Annotated in this window: 22 protein-coding genes; 9 read left to right on the forward strand and 13 right to left on the reverse strand. The window is 40.5% G+C overall.

The window, feature by feature from the left end; all coding sequences use genetic code 11:
- Positions 1 to 324 precede the first annotated feature (324 nt).
- From epd to H5186_RS03745, 6 genes are all read left to right on the forward strand, one after another.
- Positions 325 to 1,341 (forward strand): erythrose-4-phosphate dehydrogenase, encoded by a 1,017-nt coding sequence (epd, locus tag H5186_RS03720; protein WP_145235357.1) that lies wholly within the window; start codon positions 325 to 327, stop codon positions 1,339 to 1,341.
- A 69-nt stretch (positions 1,342 to 1,410) separates the two neighbouring features.
- Positions 1,411 to 2,586, forward strand: coding sequence for a phosphoglycerate kinase (locus H5186_RS03725; RefSeq protein WP_182794138.1), 1,176 nt, complete (start codon positions 1,411 to 1,413; stop codon positions 2,584 to 2,586).
- A gap of 230 nt (positions 2,587 to 2,816) precedes the next feature.
- Positions 2,817 to 3,881 carry a class II fructose-bisphosphate aldolase gene (fba, locus tag H5186_RS03730; protein ID WP_145235361.1) on the forward strand — a complete coding sequence of 355 codons (1,065 nt, stop codon included), beginning with the start codon at positions 2,817 to 2,819 and terminating at the stop codon, positions 3,879 to 3,881.
- Positions 3,882 to 4,506: 625 nt separating this feature from the next.
- On the forward strand, positions 4,507 to 5,196 hold the full coding sequence (gene phoB, locus H5186_RS03735) for a phosphate regulon transcriptional regulator PhoB (protein ID WP_145235364.1): 690 nt from the start codon (positions 4,507 to 4,509) through the stop codon (positions 5,194 to 5,196).
- A 71-nt stretch (positions 5,197 to 5,267) separates the two neighbouring features.
- Positions 5,268 to 6,575 (forward strand): phosphate regulon sensor histidine kinase PhoR, encoded by a 1,308-nt coding sequence (gene phoR, locus H5186_RS03740; protein ID WP_182739720.1) that lies wholly within the window; start codon positions 5,268 to 5,270, stop codon positions 6,573 to 6,575.
- 111 nt (positions 6,576 to 6,686) lie between these two features.
- Positions 6,687 to 7,655, forward strand: coding sequence for a PstS family phosphate ABC transporter substrate-binding protein (locus H5186_RS03745; protein ID WP_145235368.1), 969 nt, complete (start codon positions 6,687 to 6,689; stop codon positions 7,653 to 7,655).
- Positions 7,656 to 7,732: 77 nt separating this feature from the next.
- Here the strand turns inward: H5186_RS03745 and mdoH are convergent, their stop codons facing one another.
- From mdoH to sfsA, 10 genes are all read right to left on the reverse strand, one after another.
- Entirely contained in the window at positions 7,733 to 9,694 is a 1,962-nt protein-coding gene (mdoH, locus tag H5186_RS03750) for a glucans biosynthesis glucosyltransferase MdoH (protein ID WP_145235370.1), read from the reverse strand.
- Positions 9,666 to 11,330 (reverse strand): glucan biosynthesis protein, encoded by a 1,665-nt coding sequence (locus tag H5186_RS03755; RefSeq protein WP_259400277.1) that lies wholly within the window; start codon positions 11,328 to 11,330, stop codon positions 9,666 to 9,668. Before H5186_RS03755 ends, mdoH begins: the two co-directional genes overlap by 29 nt.
- Before the next feature lie 336 nt (positions 11,331 to 11,666).
- Positions 11,667 to 11,906 carry a hypothetical protein gene (locus H5186_RS03760; protein ID WP_149982117.1) on the reverse strand — a complete coding sequence of 80 codons (240 nt, stop codon included), beginning with the start codon at positions 11,904 to 11,906 and terminating at the stop codon, positions 11,667 to 11,669.
- Positions 11,907 to 11,923: 17 nt separating this feature from the next.
- Positions 11,924 to 12,775 carry a pantoate--beta-alanine ligase gene (panC, locus tag H5186_RS03765; RefSeq protein WP_182739831.1) on the reverse strand — a complete coding sequence of 284 codons (852 nt, stop codon included), beginning with the start codon at positions 12,773 to 12,775 and terminating at the stop codon, positions 11,924 to 11,926.
- Positions 12,775 to 13,569 (reverse strand): 3-methyl-2-oxobutanoate hydroxymethyltransferase, encoded by a 795-nt coding sequence (gene panB / locus H5186_RS03770; RefSeq protein WP_149982115.1) that lies wholly within the window; start codon positions 13,567 to 13,569, stop codon positions 12,775 to 12,777. The genes panC and panB overlap by 1 nt, the downstream gene beginning before the upstream one ends.
- A 31-nt stretch (positions 13,570 to 13,600) precedes the next feature.
- Positions 13,601 to 14,086 carry a 2-amino-4-hydroxy-6-hydroxymethyldihydropteridine diphosphokinase gene (gene folK, locus H5186_RS03775; protein ID WP_149982114.1) on the reverse strand — a complete coding sequence of 162 codons (486 nt, stop codon included), beginning with the start codon at positions 14,084 to 14,086 and terminating at the stop codon, positions 13,601 to 13,603.
- A 2-nt stretch (positions 14,087 to 14,088) separates the two neighbouring features.
- Positions 14,089 to 15,528 (reverse strand): polynucleotide adenylyltransferase PcnB, encoded by a 1,440-nt coding sequence (gene pcnB / locus H5186_RS03780; RefSeq protein ID WP_404936340.1) that lies wholly within the window; start codon positions 15,526 to 15,528, stop codon positions 14,089 to 14,091.
- Between the two features lie 307 nt (positions 15,529 to 15,835).
- The gene (gene gluQRS, locus H5186_RS03785; protein ID WP_182717172.1) at positions 15,836 to 16,780 is read right to left on the reverse strand and encodes a tRNA glutamyl-Q(34) synthetase GluQRS; all 945 of its coding nucleotides are present in this window, start codon (positions 16,778 to 16,780) and stop codon (positions 15,836 to 15,838) included.
- Between the two features lie 17 nt (positions 16,781 to 16,797).
- The gene (gene dksA / locus H5186_RS03790; protein ID WP_145235383.1) at positions 16,798 to 17,241 is read right to left on the reverse strand and encodes an RNA polymerase-binding protein DksA; all 444 of its coding nucleotides are present in this window, start codon (positions 17,239 to 17,241) and stop codon (positions 16,798 to 16,800) included.
- Between the two features lie 225 nt (positions 17,242 to 17,466).
- Positions 17,467 to 18,183 (reverse strand): DNA/RNA nuclease SfsA, encoded by a 717-nt coding sequence (gene sfsA, locus H5186_RS03795; RefSeq protein ID WP_182794139.1) that lies wholly within the window; start codon positions 18,181 to 18,183, stop codon positions 17,467 to 17,469.
- A gap of 90 nt (positions 18,184 to 18,273) precedes the next feature.
- On the opposite strand from sfsA, the gene pepB reads away from it, so the two are divergent.
- Both pepB and H5186_RS03805 read left to right on the forward strand, forming a co-directional pair.
- A complete protein-coding gene (gene pepB / locus H5186_RS03800) occupies positions 18,274 to 19,569 on the forward strand; it encodes an aminopeptidase PepB (RefSeq protein WP_145235388.1) in 1,296 nt (431 codons plus the stop codon).
- A gap of 234 nt (positions 19,570 to 19,803) precedes the next feature.
- Positions 19,804 to 20,370 carry a phosphoribosyltransferase gene (locus tag H5186_RS03805; protein WP_145235390.1) on the forward strand — a complete coding sequence of 189 codons (567 nt, stop codon included), beginning with the start codon at positions 19,804 to 19,806 and terminating at the stop codon, positions 20,368 to 20,370.
- 73 nt (positions 20,371 to 20,443) lie between these two features.
- On the opposite strand, the gene H5186_RS03810 is transcribed toward H5186_RS03805, so the two are convergent.
- The 3 genes from H5186_RS03810 to H5186_RS03820 form a co-directional block, all read right to left on the reverse strand.
- Positions 20,444 to 22,600, reverse strand: coding sequence for a YjbH domain-containing protein (locus H5186_RS03810; RefSeq protein WP_149982110.1), 2,157 nt, complete (start codon positions 22,598 to 22,600; stop codon positions 20,444 to 20,446).
- 154 nt (positions 22,601 to 22,754) lie between these two features.
- Positions 22,755 to 24,653, reverse strand: coding sequence for a hypothetical protein (locus H5186_RS03815; protein WP_182717169.1), 1,899 nt, complete (start codon positions 24,651 to 24,653; stop codon positions 22,755 to 22,757).
- A gap of 355 nt (positions 24,654 to 25,008) precedes the next feature.
- Positions 25,009 to 25,665 carry a Crp/Fnr family transcriptional regulator gene (locus H5186_RS03820; protein ID WP_145235393.1) on the reverse strand — a complete coding sequence of 219 codons (657 nt, stop codon included), beginning with the start codon at positions 25,663 to 25,665 and terminating at the stop codon, positions 25,009 to 25,011.
- A 268-nt stretch (positions 25,666 to 25,933) separates the two neighbouring features.
- On the opposite strand from H5186_RS03820, the gene H5186_RS03825 reads away from it, so the two are divergent.
- Entirely contained in the window at positions 25,934 to 26,161 is a 228-nt protein-coding gene (locus H5186_RS03825) for a YgjV family protein (protein ID WP_145235395.1), read from the forward strand.
- Positions 26,162 to 26,167 lie beyond the last annotated feature (6 nt).

A 26,167-nucleotide genomic window follows, 5' to 3' on the forward strand; every position in this document is an offset into this window, starting at 1 on the left:
ATAAGCGCTGTTTTATTCTATGTTATGAGTAGATATCAGGAAGAAAGGAGAGGGAGTAAACATTTATTTAATCTTGCCTTTTATATTCAGATTAAAGGTCGATTACCAAAATTGCAGCATCAAAAGCAGGCTTAACACATTTATTTAACTTTCCCTCTTATAATCAAGACAAAGGTCGATTACCAAAATTGCAGCATCAAAAGCGGGCTTAAAACATTTATTTAACTTTCCCTCTTATAATCAAGACAAAGGTCGATTACAATACGCGCATCTAAAAGGCAGGTTGCCTTTATCTGCAAGCAACTAGAGTGGATTTTCTTCTTCATGGCAATCAAACTTGCAATCAATGGTTTTGGTCGAATTGGTCGAAATATTGTTCGCGCTCTTTATGAATCGGGCTTAAGCGACGAGATCAAAATTGTTGCGATTAATGAACTTGCTGATCCTCAAGGGATCGCTCATCTTCTTAAATATGATACGTCTCATGGCCGTTTTGCGTTTCCAGTTACTTTAGGTGAAGACACCTTATCGGTAGCGGGCGATACAATTGCTTTATTTGCAGAACAAAACCCGCGTGAATTACCTTGGCAGTTACTTGATGTTGATGTGGTTTTAGAATGTACTGGTGTGTATCACTCTCGTGAACATGCGCAGTTACATCTTGATGCTGGCGCAAAGAAAGTCTTATTTTCTCAGCCCGCAGATGCGGATGTTGATGCCACTATTGTTTATGGTATCAATGATGATGAACTACTCGCTGAGCATACGATTGTCTCTAATGGATCATGTACCACAAACTGTATAGTACCGGTGATTAAAGTACTTGATGATGCCTTTGGTATAGAATCAGGGGCGATTACGACTATTCATGCGTCGATGAATGATCAGCAAGTAATTGATGCTTATCATCATGATTTACGTCGTACCCGCGCTGCGAGTCAGTCGATTATTCCCGTTGATACTAAATTAGCTCGCGGTATTGAGCGTATTTTACCTAAGTTCCATGGCCGCTTTGAAGCTATTTCGGTGCGAGTACCTACTATCAATGTTACTGCGATGGATTTGAGTGTGACTGTCAACGCCGATGTTGATTTAAAAGCGGTGAATAAGGTATTAAAAGCAGCAGCGAGAGACCGCCTAGAAGGTATTTTAAGTTATACCGAAGAGCCATTGGTCTCGGTTGATTTTAATCATGACCCACATTCTTGTATTATAGATGGCACACAGACACGAGTCAGTCATAAACGACTGATAAAGTTGTTAGTGTGGTGTGATAATGAGTGGGGGTTTGCTAATAGAATGCTCGATACAGCACGAGTGATGATGGCAGCAAGTAATTAATATAAAAGTTCAAACCTAAAAATAAAACCTATATATTTCAAGTCAGTATCGTTAACTAAGGAGAAGTCCATGTCGGTCATAAATATGGCGGATTTAGATTTAAACGGCAAACGCGTGTTAATTCGTGAAGATTTAAATGTACCAGTAAAAGCAGGTAAAGTGACCTCAGATGCACGTATTCGTGCTGCATTACCGAGTATTAAATTAGCCCTTGAAAAAGGCGCTAAAGTAATGGTTATGTCACACCTAGGCCGCCCTACGGAAGGGGAATATGATGAAGCGTTTTCTTTAGCGCCAGTTGTTGATTACCTTAATGAAGCACTTGAACAAAATGTACGTCTTGAAAAAGATTACTTAAATGGCGTTGAAATTGCTGATAATGAAGTGGTCGTTTTTGAAAACGTACGCTTTAATGTTGGCGAAAGCAAAGATGACGAAGCGTTATCTAAAAAGCTTGCTGCATTATGTGATGTGTATGTAATGGATGCATTTGGTACCGCCCATCGTGCTCAAGCGTCTACCCATGGCGTTGGTTTATTTGCAGATGTTGCTTGTGCAGGCCCACTATTGGCGGCTGAATTAGAGGCATTAGGTAAAGCACTTGATAACCCAGCTCGTCCATTAGTGGCGATTGTGGGCGGCTCTAAAGTATCAACTAAACTAACAGTACTTGATTCACTTTCAACGATTGTTGATCAATTAGTCACTGGTGGCGGTATTGCAAATACCTTTATTGCTGCGGCAGGCTACCCGGTTGGTAAGTCATTATACGAAGCTGACCTAATTGATGAAGCAAATAAGCTAAGTGCGGCTGCTAAAAGTAATAATGGTGAAATACCAGTACCTACTGATGTGGTTGTTGGCAATGAGTTTTCAGAATCAGCCGTTGCAACATTAAAAGATGTTAGCGAAGTAACAGACACAGATATGATTTTTGATATTGGCCCAGATACAGCGAGCAAACTTGCAAAAATTATTGCTAATGCAGGTACTGTTGTATGGAATGGTCCGGTAGGTGTATTTGAATTTGACCAGTTTGGTAATGGCACCCGTGCTATTGCTCAAGCAATCGCTAATTCAAATGCGTTCTCAATAGCTGGTGGCGGTGATACGTTAGCAGCGATTGATAAATACGGCATTGTCGATAAAATTTCGTATATTTCAACTGGCGGTGGTGCTTTCCTTGAGTTTTTAGAAGGGAAAAAATTACCAGCAGTTGCTATGCTTGAACAACGCGCTAAGTAATTAGCGTTTACTCAATGTAGTTAGCAATCGTTAGTTTAGGCTGCTAACTACACTGAGTGTGATCAGATATTAAATACCTCTCACCCTTATTTAATAGCTGGTTTTGTATAACGGTAGATTTGGCAAGAGCCAATACTATCGAGGTGCAGTGATTGCACCGAACTCAACTATTCCGTTCGAACTAGGTAGTTTTGCGCGTGCGCAGCTATCGACAATTTGGAGAATACCAAATGGCTTTAATCAGTATGCGACAACTTCTTGATCATGCAGCTGAACATGGTTATGGCGTACCAGCATTTAACGTTAATAACCAAGAGCAGATCCGCGCTATTATGATGGCGGCTGACAAAACTAACAGCCCAGTAATTGTACAAGGTTCAGCTGGCGCTCGTGCCTATGCTGGTGCCCCATTTATACGTCATATGATTTTAGCTGCGATTGAAGAGTGGCCACATATTCCAGTGGTAATGCATCAAGATCACGGTACCTCACCTGGCGTTTGCCAACGTTCAATTCAATTAGGTTTTTCATCAGTGATGATGGATGGCTCGTTAATGAGCGATGGTAAAACACCATCATCATATGAGTATAACGTTGATGTAACGCGTAAAACTGTTGAACTTGCACACTCTTGTGGTGTGTCTGTTGAAGGCGAGTTAGGTGTGCTAGGCTCACTTGAAACTGGCGAAGCTGGCGAAGAAGATGGCGTTGGTGCTGAAGGTAAACTAACCACAGATCAAATGTTAACCGATCCAGAAGAAGCGGCCGATTTTGTAAGTAAAACCCATGTTGATGCCTTAGCGATTGCGTGTGGTACTTCACACGGCGCGTATAAATTTACACGTCCGCCAACGGATGATATTTTGGCGATTGATCGTATTAAAGCGATCCACGCACGTATTCCTAACACTCACTTAGTTATGCACGGTTCGTCATCAGTGCCGCAAGAATGGCTTGAAATCATCAACCAATATGGTGGTGAGATCCCAGAAACCTATGGTGTGCCAGTTGAGCAGATCGTTGAGGGAATTAAGTTTGGTGTGCGTAAAGTAAATATCGATACAGACTTACGATTAGCATCTACAGGGGCTATTCGTCGCCATCTTGCGCTTAATCCAGCAAACTTTGATCCACGTAAGTATTTAGCTGAAGCGACAAAAGCAATGACAGAGATCTGTGTTGCACGTTATGAGTCATTTGGTACAGCGGGTCAAGCAGGTAAGATCAAACCAATCTCACTTGATGAGATGCACCTTAAATATTTAACGGGTGAATTAGATCCGAAAATTAAATAATTTAATTTATTAAGTTATAAAACAGCCAGTAGTGTTAAAGCTACTGGCTTTTTTATGCCTGATCGTAAAAGATCATTATTTTACCAAGCAGGGGCTTTGGGATCATTGCTTTACTAACTGTGCTTTGTTGAGATCAGATTTTTACTAAGGATCAGCTTGATTGGCAGAGGTTTTGTTATAAAAATAGCCATTTCAAAGCTTTGTTGTATAAATGATCAACAACTTATGGCTTTAGCTAGGTAAAACACTGATCCCAGATCTAACTCGGTTGGTAAACGAATGATCCCTGAAATGAAACTTGGTAGGATTTTGATCTCTGTTAATGATCGCCGATGTTAATAGGCGTTTTAATTGAGTTAGAGTATGAAGATGCTTTCGTGGCTTACATCGTGATACTGTATAGTTGATTATTGAAAGGGGAATTTAATACAAAGTAGTAATGTAGCAATTATAAAGTATGATTTTTAAATGTGAAATTTGATAATGCATGCTAATTATGTACCTTAAAAAGGTTTATTTTGCATTTTTTACCCCGCATTTCGATTTACACGTTACACTTTCATAAAAATGTCATACTTAGTCATAATAATGAAAACTAGTTCGATAACGAAAGAGATAAATTGGAATGTCACGTAAAGTACTTGTCGTCGATGACGAAGCACCGATCAGAGAGATGCTGGTTTTTGTATTAGAGCAAAATGGTTTTCAAGCAATTGAAGCGGAAGATTACGATTCAGCCATTGCAGCGATGGTAGAGCCTTATCCAGATATGGTGTTATTAGATTGGATGCTACCAGGTGGTAGTGGAATTCAAATTGCTAAAAAGTTTAAGCAAAGTGAATATACTCGCCAAATTCCTATTATTATGCTGACTGCTCGCGGCGAAGAAGAAGATAAAGTTCGCGGTCTTGAAGTCGGTGCTGATGATTATGTTACTAAACCATTTTCACCAAAAGAATTAATGGCGCGTATTAAAGCCGTTATTCGTCGTGTGTCGCCTACTTCATTGGAAGAAGCGATTGATGTACATGGTTTACGTCTTGATCCTATTTCACACCGTGTTACCTCTGAAGGTAGCGAGTTGGATATGGGACCGACAGAATTTCGCTTATTGCATTTCTTTATGACTCACCCTGAACGTGTTTATAGCCGTGAACAGCTACTAGATAACGTATGGGGGACTAATGTCTATGTTGAAGATAGAACCGTAGACGTGCATATTCGTCGCTTACGCAAAGCGATTGCACCGCTTGGTCATGACCGTTTAGTACAAACTGTACGTGGTGCAGGCTATCGTTTTTCCAGTAAATTATAAGTGTCATGGAGATGACCAAGCCAATAATTAATTTTGGCTTAAATTTACTTACTCTAAGGTAAAGTGAGTGTATGTATCGAGTTGTTAATAAGCAGGCGTTAGCAAAGCGTCTGTTTATCTATTTCCTACCTTTATTATTAATTGGCGTGCTTATTGGTGCGCCATTTTTGCTTTTATTTTTAGGATCTTTTTCACTGCTTGTTTGGCATTATCATCAACTCTATCGGCTCAGTGATTGGCTATTGAATCAACGTAGTTTTAATCCACCTGAAGGCGAGGGGGCATGGGAGCAAGTATTTGAAGGGATCTACCATTTACAACATCGCAACCGTAAAAAACGTAATGAATTAGCTGATTTGATCCGTCGTTTTCGCGATGGCGCAGAAGCAGTGCCTGATGCGGTTATTGTTCTACAACGTGATTTAAGTATTGTTTGGTGTAATCAACTAGCTTTGAAAGTGCTTGGATTACAGTGGCCAGCGGATCATGGTCAACGGCTTGACAACCTTATTCGCGATCCTAAATTTGCGAAATACATGCAAACGGAATTGTTTGATGAAGCATTAGAACTTGAAAGTGGTCACAGTGTTGAGCAAGTTTTAGAGTTTCGGGTAATGCCATATGCCAGCTCACAATTAATGGTTGTTGTGCGTGATGTCACGCGACTGAAGCAACTTGAGCAAATGCGCAAAGACTTTGTTGCCAATGTATCTCATGAGCTACGTACGCCATTAACCGTTGTTACAGGTTACTTAGAAATGTTTGATGGCGATATGGTGCCACCACCGGCAATGTGGAATAAAGCACAAGGTACTATGCTTGAACAGTGTAAACGCATGGATAGCTTGGTAAATCAGCTATTGTCGTTATCACGTATTGAAGGCGCTCGACGTCAAGATAATGATAAAGCGATCAATGTACCGCAGTTACTTAGCTATATTAGGACTGAAGCACAATCATTGAATCAAGACAAAGGGCATGAGTTGATATTTGATATTGATGCTAACGTCGATATAAAAGGCGCTGAAGAGGAGCTGCGCAGTGCCTTCTCTAATTTAGTGTTTAATGCTATTCATTACACCAAGGCGGGCGGTAAAATAACCGTAAGCTGGAAGCTAAAAGATAATCAAGCGTACTTTTCAGTAGTTGATAATGGCGATGGTATTGCACCAGAGCATATTAATCGTTTAACTGAGCGTTTTTATCGGGTTGATAAAGCACGTAGTCGTACCACCGGTGGCTCAGGGCTGGGTTTAGCCATCACCAAACATGTATTAACTCGTCACGATAGCCAATTGATAATTAAAAGTAAATTAGGCGAAGGATCATGTTTTTCGTTTGCTTTTAGTCGTGAAAAAACAGTGCTATTAAATAATTGAGCCAAAAAGCCAAAGTCATAAAAGTGTCATTTTAGAGTAATCTAACTGTCATCTATTCTCTTTAGAGTAGACGACAGTTAAGAAATGGACGAACAAAATCGGAGCAACCTAATGAGATTTAAAAACCTAGTAGCCGCAATGGGTGTGGCAGTAACAACATTTGTATCTGCACAAGCAATGGCAGTAGATACAGTTATTCCTGAGTATCAAAAAACCAGTGGTATTTCAGGTAATTTTTCATCTGTGGGCTCTGATACTTTAGCCAACATGATGACCTTTTGGGCTGAAGAATATAAACGTATTTACCCAAATGTGAACATCCAAATTCAAGCGGCTGGTTCATCTACTGCGCCACCGGCATTGACAGAAGGCACAGCAAACTTTGGCCCGATGAGCCGCAGAATGAAATCAAAAGAAATCGAAGCGTTTGAAAAACGTTACGGTTATAAACCTACTGAAGTACGTGTAGCGATTGATGCATTGGCAGTATTTGTTCATAAAGACAATCCAATTGAAGGTTTACGTATCGACCAAATCGATGCGATTTTCTCTTCAACTCGTAAATGTGGTGCTGATGCAGATGTGACTCGTTGGAGTGATGTAGGTTTAACGGGGAATTGGGCTGCAAAAGACATTCAGCTTTATGGCCGTAATTCTGTATCTGGTACTTACGGATACTTTAAAAACAAAGCGCTATGTAAAGGTGACTTCCGTAACAACGTGAACGAGCAACCAGGTTCAGCATCGGTAGTGCAATCAATTTCTTCATCAGTGAATGCAATTGGTTACTCAGGTATCGGTTATAAAACATCAGGCGTACGTACTGTACCACTGGCGAAAAAAGGCGATAACTTTGTTGATGCAACACTTGAAAATGTAGCAACAGGTAAATACCCACTGTCGCGCTTTTTATATGTTTATGTGAATAAACACCCGAATAAACCGCTTGCACCTATTGAAGCAGAGTTCTTAAAAATGGTGTTATCACAAGATGGCCAAAAAATTGTAGAGAAAGATGGTTATGTACCACTTTCTGGCAAGATGGCAATGGGCGAACTTAAGAAGCTAGGTCTTCTTTAAACTTAACGCCAACTATGAGTTAATAAAAAACCGCGCAATGTAAATTGCGCGGTTTTTTTATATCAACTAGGTTCAGGTTAGTTAAACAGCTTCTTTTTGAGCTGTTGATGGGCATTTAAAACGCGTTTACGTTTACTTAAACCTTGGCGCTTAAAGCTCTGAATTGGCATTACGCTAGGTTGCTCTTGCCCCAATGTAGGGATTGTAAAGTTAGCAACATCATCATTCGGTAATGCTATTTCTTGCTCATGTACACGTAAGGCTGCAAGGGTGTCGTTATTATCAACTTCACTCGGGCAAATAAATATGCCCATTTTACGTAATTTAACCCCTAAGCCTATGCTACTTGAATATCGTACAATTGGGGCTGCTAAGATCAATCCAACTAAGATCGGCGATAACCACCAAAAGAATACAGGCGTAAAGTAATAAGCAATACCGCCCCAAGCTAAGGCGATTAAGGTTGATAGTAATGTGTAACCTATCGCTTCTTGCCACGGAACCATGCGGCCTGATCGAGGCTGGGCGTCCCACGTTACTTTTTTACCTAAAAATACACACACCACAAAGTAGCTATGAAAAACCATCATCAGCGGGGCGATAATAATGGCAAACACGGTTTCAATGATTGAGCCTAAAATTAATTTAAATGAGCCGCCAAATTGTTTATTACGATGGATCAGTGTGACAATAATCCCCATTAATTTCGGTAATAATAACAACACAATTGTGACAAAAAGCAACGAGTTAATTAATTCTGTTTTTGCTATTTGCCAAGTCGGAAATAATTGATACGCCTGATTAAAATAGACATTACTGTTTAGTGCGCGGGTGACCGCATCTATGGTACTTAGCACTAACATTGATAACCAAATTAATGATGAAATATATGCCGTTGCACCTAATAAAAAGTGCAGCTTGCTGATTATTTTTAAACCCGACGCAGGTAACAAACCTAAATGTTGAATGTTGCCTTGCACCCAACGCCTGTCGCGAATAGCGTAATCTAAAATATTACTCGGTACTTCTTCGTAGCTACCTTGTATATCACTGAGTAATAATACATCCCAGCCAGAACGATGCAGCAACGATGCTTCGACAAAGTCATGGCTTAAAATTTCGCCGCCGAAAGGGGCATTACCTTTGAGCACCGGTAAACCGCAGCAATCAATAAACGCTTTAACCCGAATGACGGCATTGTGTCCCCAGTAATTAGCGTGATTAGTCTGCCAAAAAGCTGAACCGGTTGCTAGCATTGGACTATAAAGTACTGACGCAAACTGTAGAAAGCGACCAAAGAAGGTATCTTGCCTAACAGGGATCGGAATCGTTTGAATAAGCCCAGCTTGTGGATTGTTGATCATGCTGCTGGTGAGCTCAAGCATACACTGACCCGTCATGATACTATCTGCATCAAGTACAATCATGTGCTCGTATTTACTGCCCCAACGCTCGCAAAAGTCAGTTAAGTTACCTACTTTACGGTGTTTGTTATCTTCACGGCGGCGGTAAAAAGTTTGTTTGGCAAAATCACCTAGGCGTTCGGTCAAGGCATGCCACGCTTTTAGCTCATTGTTAGCTATTTCTTTATCTTGTGTATCACTTAATAAGTAGAAATCAAAATGCGCAAATTGGCCTGTTTTTATCAGTGAACGTAAGCTCACTTCAAAACCTGCGATAACTCGCTGTGTATCTTCATTGTAGATAGGCATAACGACAGCAGTTCTGGTTTTACTCAATGCTTGCTGATCAATTTCGATTGCTTTTTGGCGCGTCAGTGTCAGCGGGTCAATTCTAAATAATTGTAAAATAAATCCCATACAGCCACTGCAAAATGCGGTCACAATCCAAGTAAAGGTAATTGAAAACAGCGCAAGTAATGCATACTCTAGCGGGGTCATGCCATTTGAATTTAAAATATCAAACATGATCCACATACCATAAGCTGAGATGGCTAACACTAACAGTGAAAAAAGCCATACACGAGTCTTTTTAAAAGGCATTGTACTGTTACTCGACGTCATTTGGATACCAGACATAACTCCATACCTCGCTAACTTCTTTGTCACGTAGTGTTAATGATAAGCGCATGTCTACAGGCTTACCGCCCTCTGGCGCGACTTTAAAAGCAACACGCCATCCTTCATTATTTGGTAATTGTTGAACTGTTTTATCGCTTATTTCACCTGAATTTAGGGTCAAATTAGCAAGCAATTTTAGTTTAGCTGACAAGTTGTTAATATTGTCACCAGTGAAGTCAACCGTAAATTGGCGATGACTTTTTGGTGGTGGATTTTCTTCACCGGGTAATGCAGCACTGCCAATGCGAGTGCGTAAAACTCGGGCTTTATCTTGGCTTGCAAGCGCCGCGTTAAATGTTGACAATTTATAACTAAAACTAAGTGTTTCACCTGCTTTAAGTGGTTGCTCTGGTACCCAATAGCTAACGATATTGTCATTGGTCTCGGTGTCAGTCGGTATTTCTACTAACTCAACTCGACCATTTCCCCATTGTCCTTGTGGTTCAATCCACAAGCTTGGGCGGGCATGATAATGTGCCTCAGTATCGAGATAGTTATTAAACTCACGGTCGCGCTGTGCTAGTCCAAAACCTTTTGGATTATCATAACCAAATGACGTTACACTAAGCTGTTTAGGGTTATTTAGCGGACGCCACACCCATTTATTGTCTTGTGATTGCATTAGTAAACCATCAGAGTCATGTACTTCTGGTCGGTAATCATCAAAGAATTTAGTGCTATTTTCGCCGTGGTAAAACATGCTTGTAAGCGGTGCTATACCTAGTTTTTTGATATCTTTGCGGGCGAATATTTGCATTTTAGTTGTTACTTCAGTTGCTGTTGATGGACTGATCTCAAAACGATATGCGCCAGTAACAGAAGGACTATCAAGTAATGCATATAACACAATATGTGTGTCTTCAGGTTTTGGCTTAACTAACCAAAACTCTTTAAATACTGGAAACTCTTCACCAGAGCTGAGTGCTGTATCAATCGCCAGGCCGCGTGCTGAAATACCATACACTTGATCAGGGCCCACTATGCGAAAATATGAAGCGCCTTGAAATACAGCAACTTCATCTTTGTAGTCGTTATTGTTTAGAGGAAAGTGTAATCTAAAACCGGCATGTCCCAACTGAGTGGTGCCTAAAGCTGTGGTAATTTCCTGCTCAAGTGGTGCTGCGGTGCCATCATAGCGGTAGTAATCAGTTTTAAATGGTAGATTTTTTACCTTCGCATCAGCATCAACTGTGTTAATCGCGATAGGGTTTTTATAGAGAAAACCTGGATGGAATAACTGTACCTCATATAAACTTTCATCTTTCCAGATCGCATGATCTTGACGAAAACGAATCGCTCGATAGTCCTGATAATTAATATTATTTAACGCATCAACAGCAATTACGGGAGCTGCTACGTAGTCTTTGGCAGCCAGTTGTTTGGCTCTAGCTGTTACCACCGAAAATAATTTTTCAGAAGGGATTGTAAGCAAAGTTGGCTGTGTAGTTGGTACAGCATCAGCAGTATCCGCATCAGATTTTGTTATTGGTTGTTCTGCCGCACTGACATTACATGCACACAAGGCTAATAATGCACTTAATAATGCCCTCTTTTTAAATGATGGATACAGAGTTGCCCGCGTTATCGTTTCCATGAGGTTTTTTCCTTTAGCCGTTATCTGGTTAATTTTAAAATGCTTTAGTTAGTTGAATTCAAGTTTGCAAAAAACGAACCTAAAATAAACTTATATATTTCAATGACTTTATATTTATTAGTATCGTAGAGGGTGTACTTTCTTTGTGTAAGCTGGAAATAATTACACGCAATGTATGACTACTTCTTACTAATATAAGTAGATATTACTAAACTAAACCTTGCTCTAAGGTGAATGGCAGAAAAATCACGATGGTTGGATGTAGAAAGTTTGCCTAAAGTAGGCGCAGGGGGGGAGGAAACTTGCCAATCATGATAATTGGCAAGTTAATATCAGTTATTGCACATTACCTAAAGCTTGAGCATTTTCTTTGCATTGGTTATAGGCTTCAATACATTTGGTATTACATACTTTATATACCATGCCTTCGCCGGTACTTTGCTGTTCGCAGTTCACTTCACATTGATAATTCTGTTGTGCGCATTGCTGCATTTCTGGGTTTTCTATTTGGTTTTGACACCCAGCTAATATGCCTATACACAGCGAAATGCTTGATAATTTTAATAATGAATTCATGCTTATCCCAATTATTGTTATGTAATATCAACGAGCAGATTGTCTATTAGCCTTACTGGCCCTAAGAAGGCTGCCGCCAAAATCACTAGTTGACTATCATTGAGTGTAGCTTTTTTTAAGGTATCGCGCTGAGCTATTTCAAAGTAGTCAATTTTGAGCCCTGCTTGCTCTAGTTGCTGCTTTGCTTGTCGGCATATGTCGTCAAAATCACGCTGCCCGGAGTTTAACTGTTCTGCGCTCCAATTAAGGGTTTTAAATAGCACTGTCGCTGTTTCTTTTTGAGCTTCTGATAAGTAGCCATTGCGAGAGCTCATAGCCAACCCTGACACTTCACGGCTGGTTGCAACGCCAATAATTTCTACTGGAATTGACAGGTCATGAGCCATGGTTTTAATCACTTGCAACTGTTGATAGTCTTTTTCACCAAAGCATGCATAGTCAGGCTGTACTAAGTTAAATAATTTAGTAACCACCGTTGCTACACCGCGAAAATGACCTGGACGTGATCCGCCGCAATAACCCATTGATATATTTGGTACATCGACAAAGCTTTGCGCATCTAAACCGTTAGGGTAAATGGCTTCCACACTTGGGGTAAATACAATATCAGTACCAAGCTCTGCCAGTCCTTGTTTATCCGCAATGAGGGTGCGCGGGTAGTTATCAAGATCTTCGTTGACACCAAATTGCATTGGGTTTACAAAAATACTAACCACGACTTTATCAGCCATGTTTTTGGCTTTCTCAACGAGTGAAAAATGCCCTTGATGTAGATTACCCATAGTTGGCACTAGTGCTACACTAAGCCCAGCTTGGCGCCATGCTTTAATTTGACTACGTAATGATTTTATTTCAGTGATCGACTGCATTATTTAAACTCATGTTCCGTGCTTGGAAAAGCACCACTTTTAACGTCGCTACAATATTTTTTAACCGCATCCGGCATATTGCCTGTTTCGAGTAAAAAGTTTTTAGAAAATTTAGGGATGTAACCTGCTGAAATGCCAACTAAGTCATGCATGACTAGAATTTGGCCATCAGTTTGATTTCCTGCACCAATACCAATGGTAGGAATATTAACCGCGTCAGTAATTAATTTGGCAAGTTCAGATGGAATACATTCAAGAACCAGCATTTGTGCGCCTGCCGCGGCAAGCGCCTGAGCATCGCTAATCATTTTTTGTGCTTGTTGTTCACTACGGCCTTGGATTTTAAAACCACCAAACACATGTACTGATTGCGGTGTTAAGCCTAAATGTCCACATACCGGTATACCTTGTTGAGTCAGCGCAACAACTGAGTCATACAGCCATTCGCCCCCCTCAAGTTTGACCATGTTAGCGCCAGCTCGCATTAACTCTGCTGCATTTTTACAGCTCTCGGCTGGGCTTGAATAGGTCATAAATGGCATATCTGCAATGACGAATAAATCACGGCTCCCGGCGCGTACGCTGCGAGTATGATAGGCAATATCTTGATTGGTAACAGCCAGTGTATCGTCGCCGCCTTGTAACACCATGCCTAACGAATCACCGACTAAAATAACGTCTACGCCGTTATCGTGAAATAACTTTGCAAAGCTGGCATCGTAGGCCGTTAATGCCGTAATTTTTTGTTGGTCTGCTTTCATTTTATTGAGCGTAGAAACGGTTATTTTAGACATAGTATCCTCGTAGGCAACAGCCTGAAATTAATTACAGAGGTAATTGTTGTAATTCGTTTAGTGCCAAATTAGTGCTAATACTGTGAAGTAATGTACCATTTGGCAGCGTAATATTTGGGGCTATTTCAAGTAGCGGGTAAACCACAAACTCGCGTTCAGTTAGACCATAATGTGGCACAATTAAACGCTCGCTATTAATGACTTGATCACCAAATAATAAAATATCAATATCTAAGGTGCGCGGCCCCCAGCGCTGTGCTTTTCGTACTCGGCCGTGTTCAAGTTCTATCTGTTGTGTTAAATCAAGCAACTGCTCAGGTAATAGCGTGGTTTTTAGCGCCGCAACAGCGTTAACGTAGTCAGGTTGATCTTGCGGGCCCATCGGTTTACTCGCGTAATAATGCGATACACCAATAAACTCGCAATCAGCCAATGCACGAAGTGCTGCAACAGCATGATCTAGCTGAGTACGAGGGGCGTTTAAATTAGCCCCTAAACCAAGGTAGACGGTTTCCATGATCATTCAGCCGCTGGTTTTGGGCTGCGTCGGCGAGTACGACGACGGCCTTTTGTTGCGCCTTGCGTACCTAACGCTTTAACTAGCTCTTTTTGACCATTGATGTCTTGTTTTAAATAGTCAGTCCACCAGTTAACTAATTGCTGATGCTGTTTTTCACCGGCCTGTACGCGCAAGAGTAAAAAGTCATACGCAGCTTTAAAACGTGGTTGCTGTGTAAGGCGATATGCACGTTGTCCTGAGCGTTTATCTAAGCGGTGTTGAATATGCCAGATATCACGAGCGCCAAGAGTAAAGCGTTTTGGTACGGCAATATGTTGGGCATTATCACTGAGTACTTTGTTCATACCTTGAGCGAAGGCATCGTATTCAGATAGTTGCTCTTGTTCTTGCAGTGCTTTAGTGATCTGCAATAATGGGAACCATAACAATGCAGCAAAAATAAATGCTGGAGTTACTTTTTTCTCCGCATTAATACGTTCATCTGTATTACGGAACATCTGTTGAATTAAAGCGAACTCTAAGCCATCAGGATTACTATCTAAAATACTATCAAGGGCTGGAAATAATGATTTAAAAAGGCCATATTTACGTAGCATTAAAAAGTTTGCTTCGGCCTTGCCATTTAAAAACAGTTTCAGTGTTTCTTCAAATAACCGCGCTGCAGGGATATTATCTAACAGGCTTGCTAATTCATTTAATGGTTGCTCGGTTGCCGGTGCAATCGACATATCGAGTTTGGTTGCAAAGCGAACTGCGCGCAGCATACGCACAGGATCTTCGCGGTAACGGGTTGCTGGATCACCAATCATCTCGATTTGTCGAGCGTTAATAGCTGCTAAGCCATTAGCATAATCATGGATTGAAAAATCATTAATTGAATAATATAACGCATTGATTGAAAAATCGCGGCGTTCAGCATCTTCTTCAATACTACCAAAAACGTTATCGCGCAGCAGTTGTCCTTGGTCACTCGATTGGCTAATTTGGTTTTTATCTTCAGGCGCTTCGTGATGACCTCGCATGGTGGCCACTTCGATTATTTCACGACCAAAAACAATGTGTGCTAAACGAAAGCGACGGCCAATTAAGCGGCAATTACGAAATAGCTTTTTAACCTGATCAGGAGTGGCATTGGTGACCACATCAAAATCTTTTGGTTGTTGACCTAACAAAATATCACGAATGCAACCACCAACAAGGTAGGCATCAAAGCCTCCGTCTTTCAGGCGATATAATACCTTGATTGCATTTGGGCTAAATTGTTTGCGAGAAATACCATGCTCATTGCGTCCAACTATTAAAGGCTGCGCAGAGACTTGGGTATGTTCGGCTGTTACAGAGGCGGTTGGGCCAATAATTTGCCGACAAAATTGAAAAAGCTTGGAAATAATAATCTGTCTCCTACAGAATTCGGTTATTTGATGGACGCCATCAAAAATCAAACCAAGTATAGCCTCACTTTACTATTAACTGCACATGTGTTGCGTTTACTTGGTAATACCTATGGTATTAGAGTCTTGTTTATTCTAGTCAGTTAAACAGTCATTGCTAGGGTTAAAATTTTCTAGCATCACGATGCTGGAAATTATTATCCTGTTATTGGGCTACTTGACTGCTGAATCGTGTACAACCTTAACGCAATTGGTATTAATTAAATGAATTGCACATTTAAGGTGGGCTATCATATACCAGCACAGCTTAAAAATTAAGTTGAAGGCCTTAAAATTAGCCTTTTTTAGTGAATTTTTATTTGTTTAAATGCGTAAAGGCGATTGTATGGCTGTGCGGGTTTTGCGAAATTTGAATTTGTGTCATTTTAGGGACGTTTTGCAAGTTGTAATTGTCGACTGCCCAAGCTAGCATTTGCTCGATATTTAGTTCAAGTAATTCATCTTTGGGCGCCAATCCTAAAAATTCGAATGCACTCAGCAAAGCCGGTTTGGGGTTACTTTTGCTAATAGCTGGGGCATAGTTTTGTTTTGATAATTTAAACCCAGGTTTAGCGACTGCTAATGGTAAATGTGCGTAATGGGGGGCCGTGGCAGCTAATTGTTTAAATAAACTCAATTGGCGTGCGGTTGGTTCAAGCAAGTCTGCGCCGCGTACGACATGAGTGATACCTTGGGCAATATCGTCTGCGACCACCACTAGTTGATAAGCAAATAGCCCATCACTGCGCTTTATTAAGTAATCTTCGTGGGCGAGATCATGAGCTACATTTATCTCACCTTGAATGAGATCATGGTATTGGCATGTAGCATGTTGCTGAATTAACCGCAGTGCGCTGCTGTTCTGACTATGCTTTAAATGACGACAATGGCCTTGATAAATACCGCCAAGCGCTTTAATTTCTTTGCGCGAGCAGTGGCAAGCATAAATTAGGTGCTGGTTATTTAGATTATTAATGGTATGCGCATACAAGTCATGGCGTTGAGTTTGATAGACTACGTCTTCATCCCAGTACAAACCATAGGCTTCTAAGGTATTGAGAATATCTTTAGCGGCGCCGTCTACAACACGTGTTGTGTCGATATCTTCAATACGGACTAACCAAGTGCCTTGGTTGCTTTTCGCGTCAAGGTAGCTGCCCACAGCCGCCACAAGAGAACCAAAATGAAGTGGTCCAGAAGGTGACGGCGCAAAGCGACCGCGATAGTTGCGCATAGGCGCAGTAACGGCTGTGGTAGACATTGATTAATTACTAGTAATTAACCACGTCCAGATTGTTTTTCTTTGATTTCCGCAAGCGTTTTACAGTCTACACACAAGTCAGCTGTAGGACGTGCTTCTAAACGGCGGATACCAATTTCAATCCCGCACGAATCACAAAAACCAAAATCATCTTCTTTGATTAATTGGATCGTTTTTTCAATTTTTTTGATCAGTTTACGTTCACGGTCACGAGTACGAAGTTCTAAAGAGAACTCTTCTTCTTGTGCTGCGCGGTCAACTGGATCAGGGAAGTTAGCTGCTTCGTCTTGCATATGCGATTTAGTACGGTCAACTTCATTGCGTAAATCGTTGCGCCATGCTTCCAAAATAGTTTTGAAATGAGTGCGTTGTGCATCATTCATATACTCTTCGCCCGGCTTTTCCTGGTATGGTTCTAATCCGGCCTGAGCCAATAACCCTAATTTTTTTTGGTCTGGCATAACTTTCTCCTAAATCCTTAATATAATGCCCAGCATGAGCCGGCGGCTATAAATAACAGAATCCTATGGCCTAGGCAAATTTATTTTTCATTAATTAGTCTCACTTAAACCGCATCAATAAAATTAAAAAAGGTACGATAAGTGGTTTTTACACCGATTACTTTTAAATAAGTGCTTAAAAACTTGCCTTGTTATATGGGCGAAAACCTTAAAAACAAGTCGCTTTTAATTAAAAGTAAGCTTTTCTGTTAGTGTAATTTCAGCGCTCGAAATATCGGCTTTATAAGCAACTACTTCGACACCTTTAGTTATTGCTAAATCAACTAGTTGGGCGTACTTTTCGTCAATGTGGCGCGCCGCACTAACTTGCTTAATCCCTTGATGTAATACAGCAAACAGCAGCACTGCACGGTGGCCTTGTGCAACCATTTCAATTAATTCACGAATATGTTTTTGACCGCGAAGAGTTTCGGCATCAGGGAAGTAACCTTGGCCACTTTGTGGATCATTTTGACTGAGTAAAGTGACAGATTTTACTTCTACATAGCAGTCTGGGCGTTGGGGAGCTGTCAGTAAAAAATCGATACGGCTATTTTCATCACCATATTTAACCTCTGGCTGTATTTTAGTGTAGCCGCTAAGCTCGCTGATTAGCGCTGCGTGCAGTGCTTCTGCAACGATTTTATTCGCGATTGCCGTATTGACACAGATCAGATGGCCAAACTGGTTTTGCGTCAATTCTAATGAATGAGGATATTTTCTTTTTTGATTGTTACTGGTGGAATAAAAGGCTGCAAAATCAGGCTCCGCGCAACCAGTCATTTTACCTGTGTTGGCACAATGGGCGGTAAACTCTGAGCCATCGCTAAGGCGTAAATCGGCTAAAAAACGTTTGTAGCGTTTGATCAAAGTAGCGTGTTGGAGTGGTGTTGTATATTTCATTATTTTAGTTATTTGGTCTCAAGCAGTTGGGAAGTTGTTGTGGCTATAGTAAACTCATCGTCACAATTTTAGCGCAAAGAGTATTCTAACATGTCTGAAAAATTTGTTGTTCAATTAAGCGAGCAGGGTGCTGCATCGCATTGGGGCGAAACCGCCACGTTATCTTTTAATGAGCACGGTGCAACGGTTCATTTATCTGAACAAGAAACATTAGTAAATGTACAAAAAGCCGCGCGCAGTATTGCCAATCAAGGCGTTAAAAATGTCGTGCTAGCTGGTGATTGCTGGTGTACAGAAACACAGTGGGCTTTTTATCAAGGGTTTGTATCGCCTAAGTCATTACACGGTGTTGAATTTGCTGAAAATGCTAAAACAGATAGCCAAGAGCTTGCTTCATTACTTCGTTCTGCTACTTGGGCGCGTGAAATGATCAATGGCACGGCGGATGACATTTTCCCTGAAAGTTTAGCTGGTAAAGCTGCTGAATTTATTCAATCACTAGCTCCTGAACACGTGAGCTATCAAATCATCAAAGGTGATGCGCTACTTGAGCAGCAGTGGATTGGTATCCATGCTGTTGGTCGCGGTAGTGAGCGCCCGCCTGTATTACTTGCACTTGATTACAATCCAACTGGCGATGAAAATGCGCCTGTGGATGCAGCGCTTGTTGGTAAGGGGATTACTTTTGACTCTGGCGGTTATTCAATTAAAGCCAGCGAAGGTATGTTAGGTATGAAGTGCGACATGGGCGGTGCTGCAACGGTTACCGCAGGTTTGGCATTGGCTATTAGTCGCGGTATTAATAAACGTATTAAACTGTTTTTATGCTGTGCTGAGAACCTTATTTCAGGCCATGCATATAAGCTGGGTGATATCCTTACCTATAAAAACGGCACGACAGTTGAGATTGTTAACACTGACGCTGAAGGACGCTTAGTACTTGCTGATGGCTTAATGGCTGCAGCTGAAACAGGTGCTCCTTTAATTATTGATGCGGCGACACTAACAGGCGCTGCGCTAGTTGCTGTTGGTCAAGAGTACAATGCCTTATTTGGACTTGATAAAGAGTTTGTACGTGAAGTTGAAGGCTTTGCTGGACAAGAAATGGAAGGCGCGTGGCCACTACCACTTGAAAAGTGGCATCAACAAAACTGTCCTTCACCATACGCTGATACAGCTAACAGCCGTGCCCAAAAAGGCGGTGGTTATGGTGGCGCATCAAATGCTGCTGGTTTCTTGTCACGCTTTGTACCAAACGACGGCAAAGGCTGGGTGCATATGGATTTAGCGGCAGCGTTTAATATGGGTAGCACGAGTCAATGGGCTGCCGGTGCGACAACAGTCGGGATGCGCACAGTTGCACGTACTTTACTAGAAAAAGCGTAATCTTGAATATGTTTAAAAAAGCGCCGTTTTAGGCGCTTTTTTGTTGGCTATAAAAATGTAATTACAAACAGAAACAAGCTTTTTTAGTTTATTTGCGCTAAAATCTCGCCCCACTTTTGCATTTCAAGTGATTAAGGTTTGAAGTTATATTTCTTACATTAAAAGCGCTGCTTTTATTTAAGTCTTATTCATAAACTATACTTGAATGATCAACTCACACTGGGAATTCTAATTATGTCAGATAAGTGCTACATCACAGCGCAACAATTGCTTGAAGATTCATTTCGCGTTGCGGCGCAAGTATACCAAGATGGTTTTCGTCCTGATTTTATTATTGGTATTTGGCGTGGTGGTGCCCCAATTGGGATTGCAGTGCAAGAGTATTATGATTATAAGGGCATAGAGACAGATCATATCGCGGTGCGAACTTCATCATATTACGGTATTAATAAGCAGTCGAAAGAAATTAAAGTACATGGCTTACACTACATTATTGAAAATGCTAACGCAGGTGACTCGTTATTGATTGTTGATGATGTATTTGATTCAGGGCGTAGTATTTTTGCACTGAAAGAAAAGCTTTCGGAATTGATGCGTTTAAACTTACCTAAAGATATCCGCATTGCATGCCCGTATTACAAACCAAAAAATTCTAAAGTAGATATGAAGCCTGACTACTACATTCATGAATCAGAAGAGTGGTTAGTATTCCCGCATGAATTATCGGGTTTAACACCTGATGAGATCATCGCTGGTAAGACAGATTTAGTAAAAATACACGATATTTTATTAGCAAAATAAATCTATCGAGTAAAAATAAAAAAGGCCTTAACTAGGCCTTTTTTTATTTATCAATTAGCTGTCTAAACTAATATTATTTATAGATTTCAAACGCTTCTTTTAATCGTGCTAAATGAGCATATACGTAACTGCTTGACATACGATCTTGGTTTAAGAAAGTATTATCGAGGTCGATTGACGATTTGAGTATTGTCGCACTACTGGTGTTTATCAAATTTACTTTTTGATTAATTATAGTATTTACGCTATGTGTCCAGCTTTTAGTCCCTGTAACTTGCCAATTACCTGCATCCATATCTTTGCGTGGTGATAATGGAATACTAAAACCAATCCCCACTTTCTCTACGTCAGTGTCACTATACATTACGGTTATATTTGCATCACCAAACCAGAACTTAGTTTCAAGTTTATAGCCGGTATCTTCATTCCAGAATTGTCCACCAGAGATATGGAAAGAGACATCCTTTTCAGCCCATAAATAACGGTATGAATAAACCGAGTAGTCGCGTTTATCAGTGTCATAATCTTTATACTCAAAGTAGCCTAACTTTGCTTGTATCTTGTGGCGGCCTGCGGGGCTTTGCCATGCAGTTTCGTTGGTAATACCTGTATAATCAAAGTAATCTTGGAATAAACCGACTTGAGTCTGGTTATATATGTTAAACGGTAAAGCGAATGTTTGATATACAACGGCACGTTTAATCCCCGTTTCTTGGCGTGAATTACTAAATACACTACCTTTTTCAAAGTGATCTGTATTAGCTACATTAACTTGCCCAGTAATATTTACACCTGCACCTTGCCATAATGGTACATGTAAATCGGCTTGTAGAGCTAACGAGTAATCATAAACACCTAATTCAGTTGCATATCGTGATGATAACGATGGTGAAAATGAAACTCTAGGTACAAAATAAGGGCTCGTGCTTTGGGTATTTCCGGCCCATTTTACACCCACAGCATCTTTATCACTAAATTGAGTGCTGACCATTAAATCAGGAGTGATATTTTCATCAATAAAGCGACGGTAATTATCTAAATACCCATTGACTTGTAACAGTGGGATATCTTGTTTTGCCAAGCGAACAATAAATTCATTATTGCCAGTAGCAAAGCTTTCAGTTATGCGGCCTAAAACAAGCCCCAACGCATCAATTTCATTACGATTAAATACTGAGTTTTCAAATTCAACAATGATTTGTTTGCTCTCGCTAATACCAACACGGATATTTTCAAAACCATCGTTAACTAAGCTGCTTTTTAAGCTGTGAATTTGTTGATTGTTATTTTGTGCAGTGGAAACTTGTTGATTTTGTTTGGTCGCTGTTAATACTTTTACTGGTTCCGCAGATACTACTCGACTAACAGACTCTTCCGTTTGATTTGGGGATGTAGCAAGAGTTGCTCTCGTACGCTGATTTGAACTCTTAGATAACTTTGCCGCTGCAACTGGTTGAGGTGCTGGTTTTAGATTGTGGTAGTTATCTTGTGCTTCATCACTGAGCGGCATGCTAATATTGACACCCCAATAAGTATCATCACTAGCAAGTTCTGTATTTGAGTAAAAGCGGCTATTAAATGAAACCGTGGCAATATCATAAAGCCACTCTTTTGGCACCGTAATACGGGCGCCTAAATTAAATGCTTCTGCATCATGCTCAGCGAGTACTGAAAGCCAAGTGTAAGGTTGATATTCAATACCAGCAAACGCGCCGTCTAGTTGCCCTGTAAGCGTGTCAGATGCGCCAATACCGGCACTAAAGCGAAAATCCCACCACTGTTTAGAAGCAACAGCATAAAACGCTTCATACTGATTGGCTGCGCCACCGAAATCTTTAGCGCCAACAGCGACACTAAACCAGTCTTTTGGAATGAATGGAATTTGGTATTTGGCATTAAATGATAAGTCGCGGATTTGGCCTTTATTTTCATAGCTAAATGTTATGTCGTGCATCGACGATGAGGTAATCCTACCACTGACTTCTAAACCTTCAAAAAGTCCAGCTGAAAATGTAAAGTTATGACCGTCGGTGTACTTTCCTCTAGCTTCTAGCTGGTTACTGTAACCTATATCAATATTACCTTTGTCGATTACAACAGCGGTAGGAGTGTTGAAAATACCGGTAAATCCATTATATGCAATACCATGATTAATGTTTTGATCAGCAAAAACGGAGGTACTGGCACTGAGTGCGCAAAGTGTCGCGAGGGTTGTTTTATTATAAGTCACGTGATTAACCAATTTAGATTAGAGTTAGGTTTTAAACTTTTAAAACCCGATAATTATTTTAGCTATAAATACTATAAACCAAAAATAACTTAATAACGAGATAAACAAAAGCCGCGCAAATGCGCGGCTTTAGGAAGTACAGTTCTACCTCAGATTAAGAACCAGAACCAGAACCAGAACCAGATACTGGTACAGTATCAACTTCACACACTACTGGGATATCAAATGTAGCTGCAGTTGTGTTTGCCGCTACTGGAGTAGATGTCCACACATTAGTGTTGTAGTTAAGGTAACTAGCAGAGTAAGTGCCACCTTGCTCTAAGTTCAGGTTGAAAGTACCTTTCGAGTAAATAGTTTGCTTGAAGTTGCCATCTTTAAACAATCTGACTAGCGCAGGTGTTGCAACCGGTGGAGTACCTATTTCAAAATCTCCGGTATTGCTACACACTAGCTGTGTTGTTATTTTTTTAGTTACAATTGTTGGCGGAGCAATTGTAAGTGTTAGATCTTTATCATTTAAGTCACAGATATTGCTTACAGATAATGCCGATGCAGTGCTATCAGTGTCAGTTGACAAGCCATCTAAAACGTTAACACCATTGCGCAATACTTTAACTTTAACCGGGAAACCTGGAGGGTTGTTAAACGTTGCTGATCCATAATTACCGTTACGGCTAGTGAAAGATCTTCTATAGCCATTAATTTCAAGTAAAATAGTTGTTTCAGCTATATTAGCGTCACCATTTCTATCTAAAATATCAAATTTTACACTTGAACATTTATTGTTGTTGAAGTAATCAAGGTTCCAGTAAGATAGGTGATTTACATCTACTGATACATCAAATGTTGATGCATTACCGCTATCAGTTACTTCACCGTAGCTTTCGAATCCCCATTTACCAGCTTCTTCATCGTAACTCCAAACTGGGAAGATATCACCAACCGCAATTTTACGAGCTACAGGAGCTGCAACAGTACATACACCATTTTTGAAGCCATTTGCTTCGGCGTATGCTTTGATATCAGTAGTACCGGCAGGTAAAGTTACAGGACAAGGGTTTGAAGTCTTTTTGTCGACCTGCATTGCAACAGTGATTGAATTGCCTGCACCAAAAGATTTCACTTTATTACCAGCATCATCAACTAGCTCGATAGCAACAAAGCCACCTGAAGTAAATGAACCTTGCACTTGATCAGTACTGTTAGGATCAGAAGCTACAGATAGAGCTAAACCTCCAGGGAACGCATCTAATGACGACGAGGTTGCAGCTGCAGTTTCGGCTTCTTCATCATTACGTGTTGCTTCATTCGCAAAGTAGGCAACAGTCATTTTTGGAACTGTCGTTAACGGTTGATTATCTTTATCTAAAAATTGCGTGCCGCTTTTGATTTTAACGGTTGAACCGCCAACAGCAACACCTGCTTTGTTAATTGCTTGTGGTAATGTAATCTCTGTTTTATCGCCAGAAATTGATAACCCTGAAGCTGGGTCATACGACACAGTGGTATTTTCACCTTCAGGTACTAATGCAGTTAATTCTTTGGTGTCAGCAACAATCGCTACATCAGAATCTGCAAGTGTACGTGGTGTTAAACGAACTTCTTGTGCTACAACGTTATCAGTTGGTGATAACGTTAAAGTACCAGAGTTGTTTAAATATCCAGCAGCAGAAATAACATAGTCATAGCTAACACCATTAGCTGGGATAGAGTCTACTGTGTATGCAAACGAACTAGCTGTTGATGATTTGTCGGTATCAGCTAAAGCGTTGCCTGCAGCTGTTAAAAGGCCGTCTTCAGAAGAAGTAAAGCTAATCGTTGCTGTAACCGTATCAGCTAAAGCAGCACCCTTTACATCTACGATATTAACAGTAACTGAACCTGCTTGAGCTTCAATTGCTACTGGTGGTACAGCAACATCAACGGTTGGTTCAGGTGGAACTGGTGGCTTTACATAATCATTGTTGTCGTTATCGCTAAAACAGCCACTTAAAGTTGCTGTCAGACCAAGTGCAAGAGCTAGCTTGGTGAGCTTGAATTTATTATTTCCCATAATCGTTACCTTTCTTTCCTTTCTCTTTAAAGTAAACAGACTTAATTGCAGTTCTATAAATGTACCGAAGCGCGCACCAGGTCAGGCTTGCACCTATAATACAATAATTTGTTCATCAAGGATAAGCGCACATTATATATACGTCAAGTGAACATTATATATACTTTTATTAATTAAATAAGAAAATTGTTACCCTGTTATGTAATAAATCTCTTATTTAATTTTTACGGATTTAGCGCAGCTTCGTTATTAGCTTACTATGCTAAAGTAGTAGGCTGCGGTTGTAAATGTAAATAGTTGCATTTTAGGCAGTTAAACGTTGTTTTTTTCGGCTGAATTTTAATGTGAGTCAACTTCATAGCTGCGAAAAACTATCCACGTAATCGCTAAGTTTATCTAAATCAACCGCTTTGAGTCCATCATTTGAGCGTGCGACTAAACCTCTTTCCACCAGTTCCGATACTACGCGGCGATAGGCTCGCTCTGTGGTGGCAAAACGCTCAGCTTCAGCATTTACCGTTGGGTATGCGCGCAGCAGGGTGGGGTTATTATTTTCGGCACGTAATAAACAGTCTTTGGCGATATTGTAACCCAATGGCAACAATAGTTTATCTAAATTAATTTTTTGGTTTTCTTGAAACTTAGCGGCAATAGTTTGTGCTGTGTATAAACTCAGTTCTGGCTTTTCAAGTAACAGGGCACGCCAGTGCTTTAGCTCTATTAGGTTGTAGCTAACGTCACTGAAGCAGGTAACTGTATAAATGCAGGGATTATTGTTTAGCGCTTCAATTTCACCAATTAAGGTGTTGTTGCAATCAAGTTGGCCCAGCAGTAAGCGGCGGCCATTACCGACATCATAACTAAACGATACGGTGCCGCTTCTGACTAACACTAATTTTGTAAGAGGTTGATCTTGGTGGATCAGTACTTCTTTTTTAGATTGTTGATAACGGCTGCCAGCAAAGGTTAGTAGCTGGTCGACGAGATAACTAGAAAAATGATATTGAAACATCAACAATGCCCTTCGGACAATTGTCCTATTTATTACATCTTAATGACGTTAGCATTAAGATTCTAAGAATTTACGCTAACTTACTAGCTTAGTTAACTCGGTTAATTAAGCTTAATACCTGATATCCCGTGTAATGATTATTAAAGTGTGCTTTTAGCAGCTTTGGGTTTTTAGTAAGTTAGCCTTTTTATACTATTGCTATATTGTGGAATAACTTTGCCTAAACTACAACATTTGCAATGCTAACCTAAAGTACCGGAGAGAACAAATGAGTTGGGAATATTTGGGGTATTTTGCCTCAGCTTTACTTATTGCCTCTTTAACTATGAGTGATGTGAGCAAACTTCGTTGGTTTAATCTTGCCGGTTGTATTGCTTTCACAGCCTACGGTATTGCGATTGCTGCATGGCCTGTGGCTATCACTAATGGTTTGCTAACCTTCGTAAATATTTATCATTTAATTAAGCTCAAACGTCAACAACAAAAACCGCAATAATAGCGT

Origin of the sequence: Pseudoalteromonas sp. SG41-2 (genome assembly GCF_014164535.1) — a bacterium.
Classification (GTDB): domain Bacteria; phylum Pseudomonadota; class Gammaproteobacteria; order Enterobacterales; family Alteromonadaceae; genus Pseudoalteromonas; species Pseudoalteromonas rhizosphaerae.

What these genes read in the sequence shown, in the direction of transcription:
- folK (WP_149982114.1), bottom strand. Translation starts at nt 14,086, where the DNA reads ATGGAAACCGTCTACCTTGGTTTAGGGGCTAATTTAAACGCCCCTCGT.
- fba (WP_145235361.1), top strand. Translation starts at nt 2,817, where the DNA reads ATGGCTTTAATCAGTATGCGACAACTTCTTGATCATGCAGCTGAACAT.
- phoR (WP_182739720.1), top strand. Translation starts at nt 5,268, where the DNA reads ATGTATCGAGTTGTTAATAAGCAGGCGTTAGCAAAGCGTCTGTTTATC.
- H5186_RS03745 (WP_145235368.1), top strand. Translation starts at nt 6,687, where the DNA reads ATGAGATTTAAAAACCTAGTAGCCGCAATGGGTGTGGCAGTAACAACA.
- sfsA (WP_182794139.1), bottom strand. Translation starts at nt 18,183, where the DNA reads ATGAAATATACAACACCACTCCAACACGCTACTTTGATCAAACGCTAC.
- H5186_RS03755 (WP_259400277.1), bottom strand. Translation starts at nt 11,330, where the DNA reads ATGGAAACGATAACGCGGGCAACTCTGTATCCATCATTTAAAAAGAGG.
- gluQRS (WP_182717172.1), bottom strand. Translation starts at nt 16,780, where the DNA reads ATGTCTACCACAGCCGTTACTGCGCCTATGCGCAACTATCGCGGTCGC.
- panC (WP_182739831.1), bottom strand. Translation starts at nt 12,775, where the DNA reads ATGCAGTCGATCACTGAAATAAAATCATTACGTAGTCAAATTAAAGCA.
- phoB (WP_145235364.1), top strand. Translation starts at nt 4,507, where the DNA reads ATGTCACGTAAAGTACTTGTCGTCGATGACGAAGCACCGATCAGAGAG.
- H5186_RS03825 (WP_145235395.1), top strand. Translation starts at nt 25,934, where the DNA reads ATGAGTTGGGAATATTTGGGGTATTTTGCCTCAGCTTTACTTATTGCC.
- panB (WP_149982115.1), bottom strand. Translation starts at nt 13,569, where the DNA reads ATGTCTAAAATAACCGTTTCTACGCTCAATAAAATGAAAGCAGACCAA.
- H5186_RS03760 (WP_149982117.1), bottom strand. Translation starts at nt 11,906, where the DNA reads ATGAATTCATTATTAAAATTATCAAGCATTTCGCTGTGTATAGGCATA.
- H5186_RS03725 (WP_182794138.1), top strand. Translation starts at nt 1,411, where the DNA reads ATGTCGGTCATAAATATGGCGGATTTAGATTTAAACGGCAAACGCGTG.
- dksA (WP_145235383.1), bottom strand. Translation starts at nt 17,241, where the DNA reads ATGCCAGACCAAAAAAAATTAGGGTTATTGGCTCAGGCCGGATTAGAA.
- H5186_RS03820 (WP_145235393.1), bottom strand. Translation starts at nt 25,665, where the DNA reads ATGTTTCAATATCATTTTTCTAGTTATCTCGTCGACCAGCTACTAACC.
- epd (WP_145235357.1), top strand. Translation starts at nt 325, where the DNA reads ATGGCAATCAAACTTGCAATCAATGGTTTTGGTCGAATTGGTCGAAAT.
- pepB (WP_145235388.1), top strand. Translation starts at nt 18,274, where the DNA reads ATGTCTGAAAAATTTGTTGTTCAATTAAGCGAGCAGGGTGCTGCATCG.
- mdoH (WP_145235370.1), bottom strand. Translation starts at nt 9,694, where the DNA reads ATGTCTGGTATCCAAATGACGTCGAGTAACAGTACAATGCCTTTTAAA.
- H5186_RS03805 (WP_145235390.1), top strand. Translation starts at nt 19,804, where the DNA reads ATGTCAGATAAGTGCTACATCACAGCGCAACAATTGCTTGAAGATTCA.
- H5186_RS03815 (WP_182717169.1), bottom strand. Translation starts at nt 24,653, where the DNA reads ATGGGAAATAATAAATTCAAGCTCACCAAGCTAGCTCTTGCACTTGGT.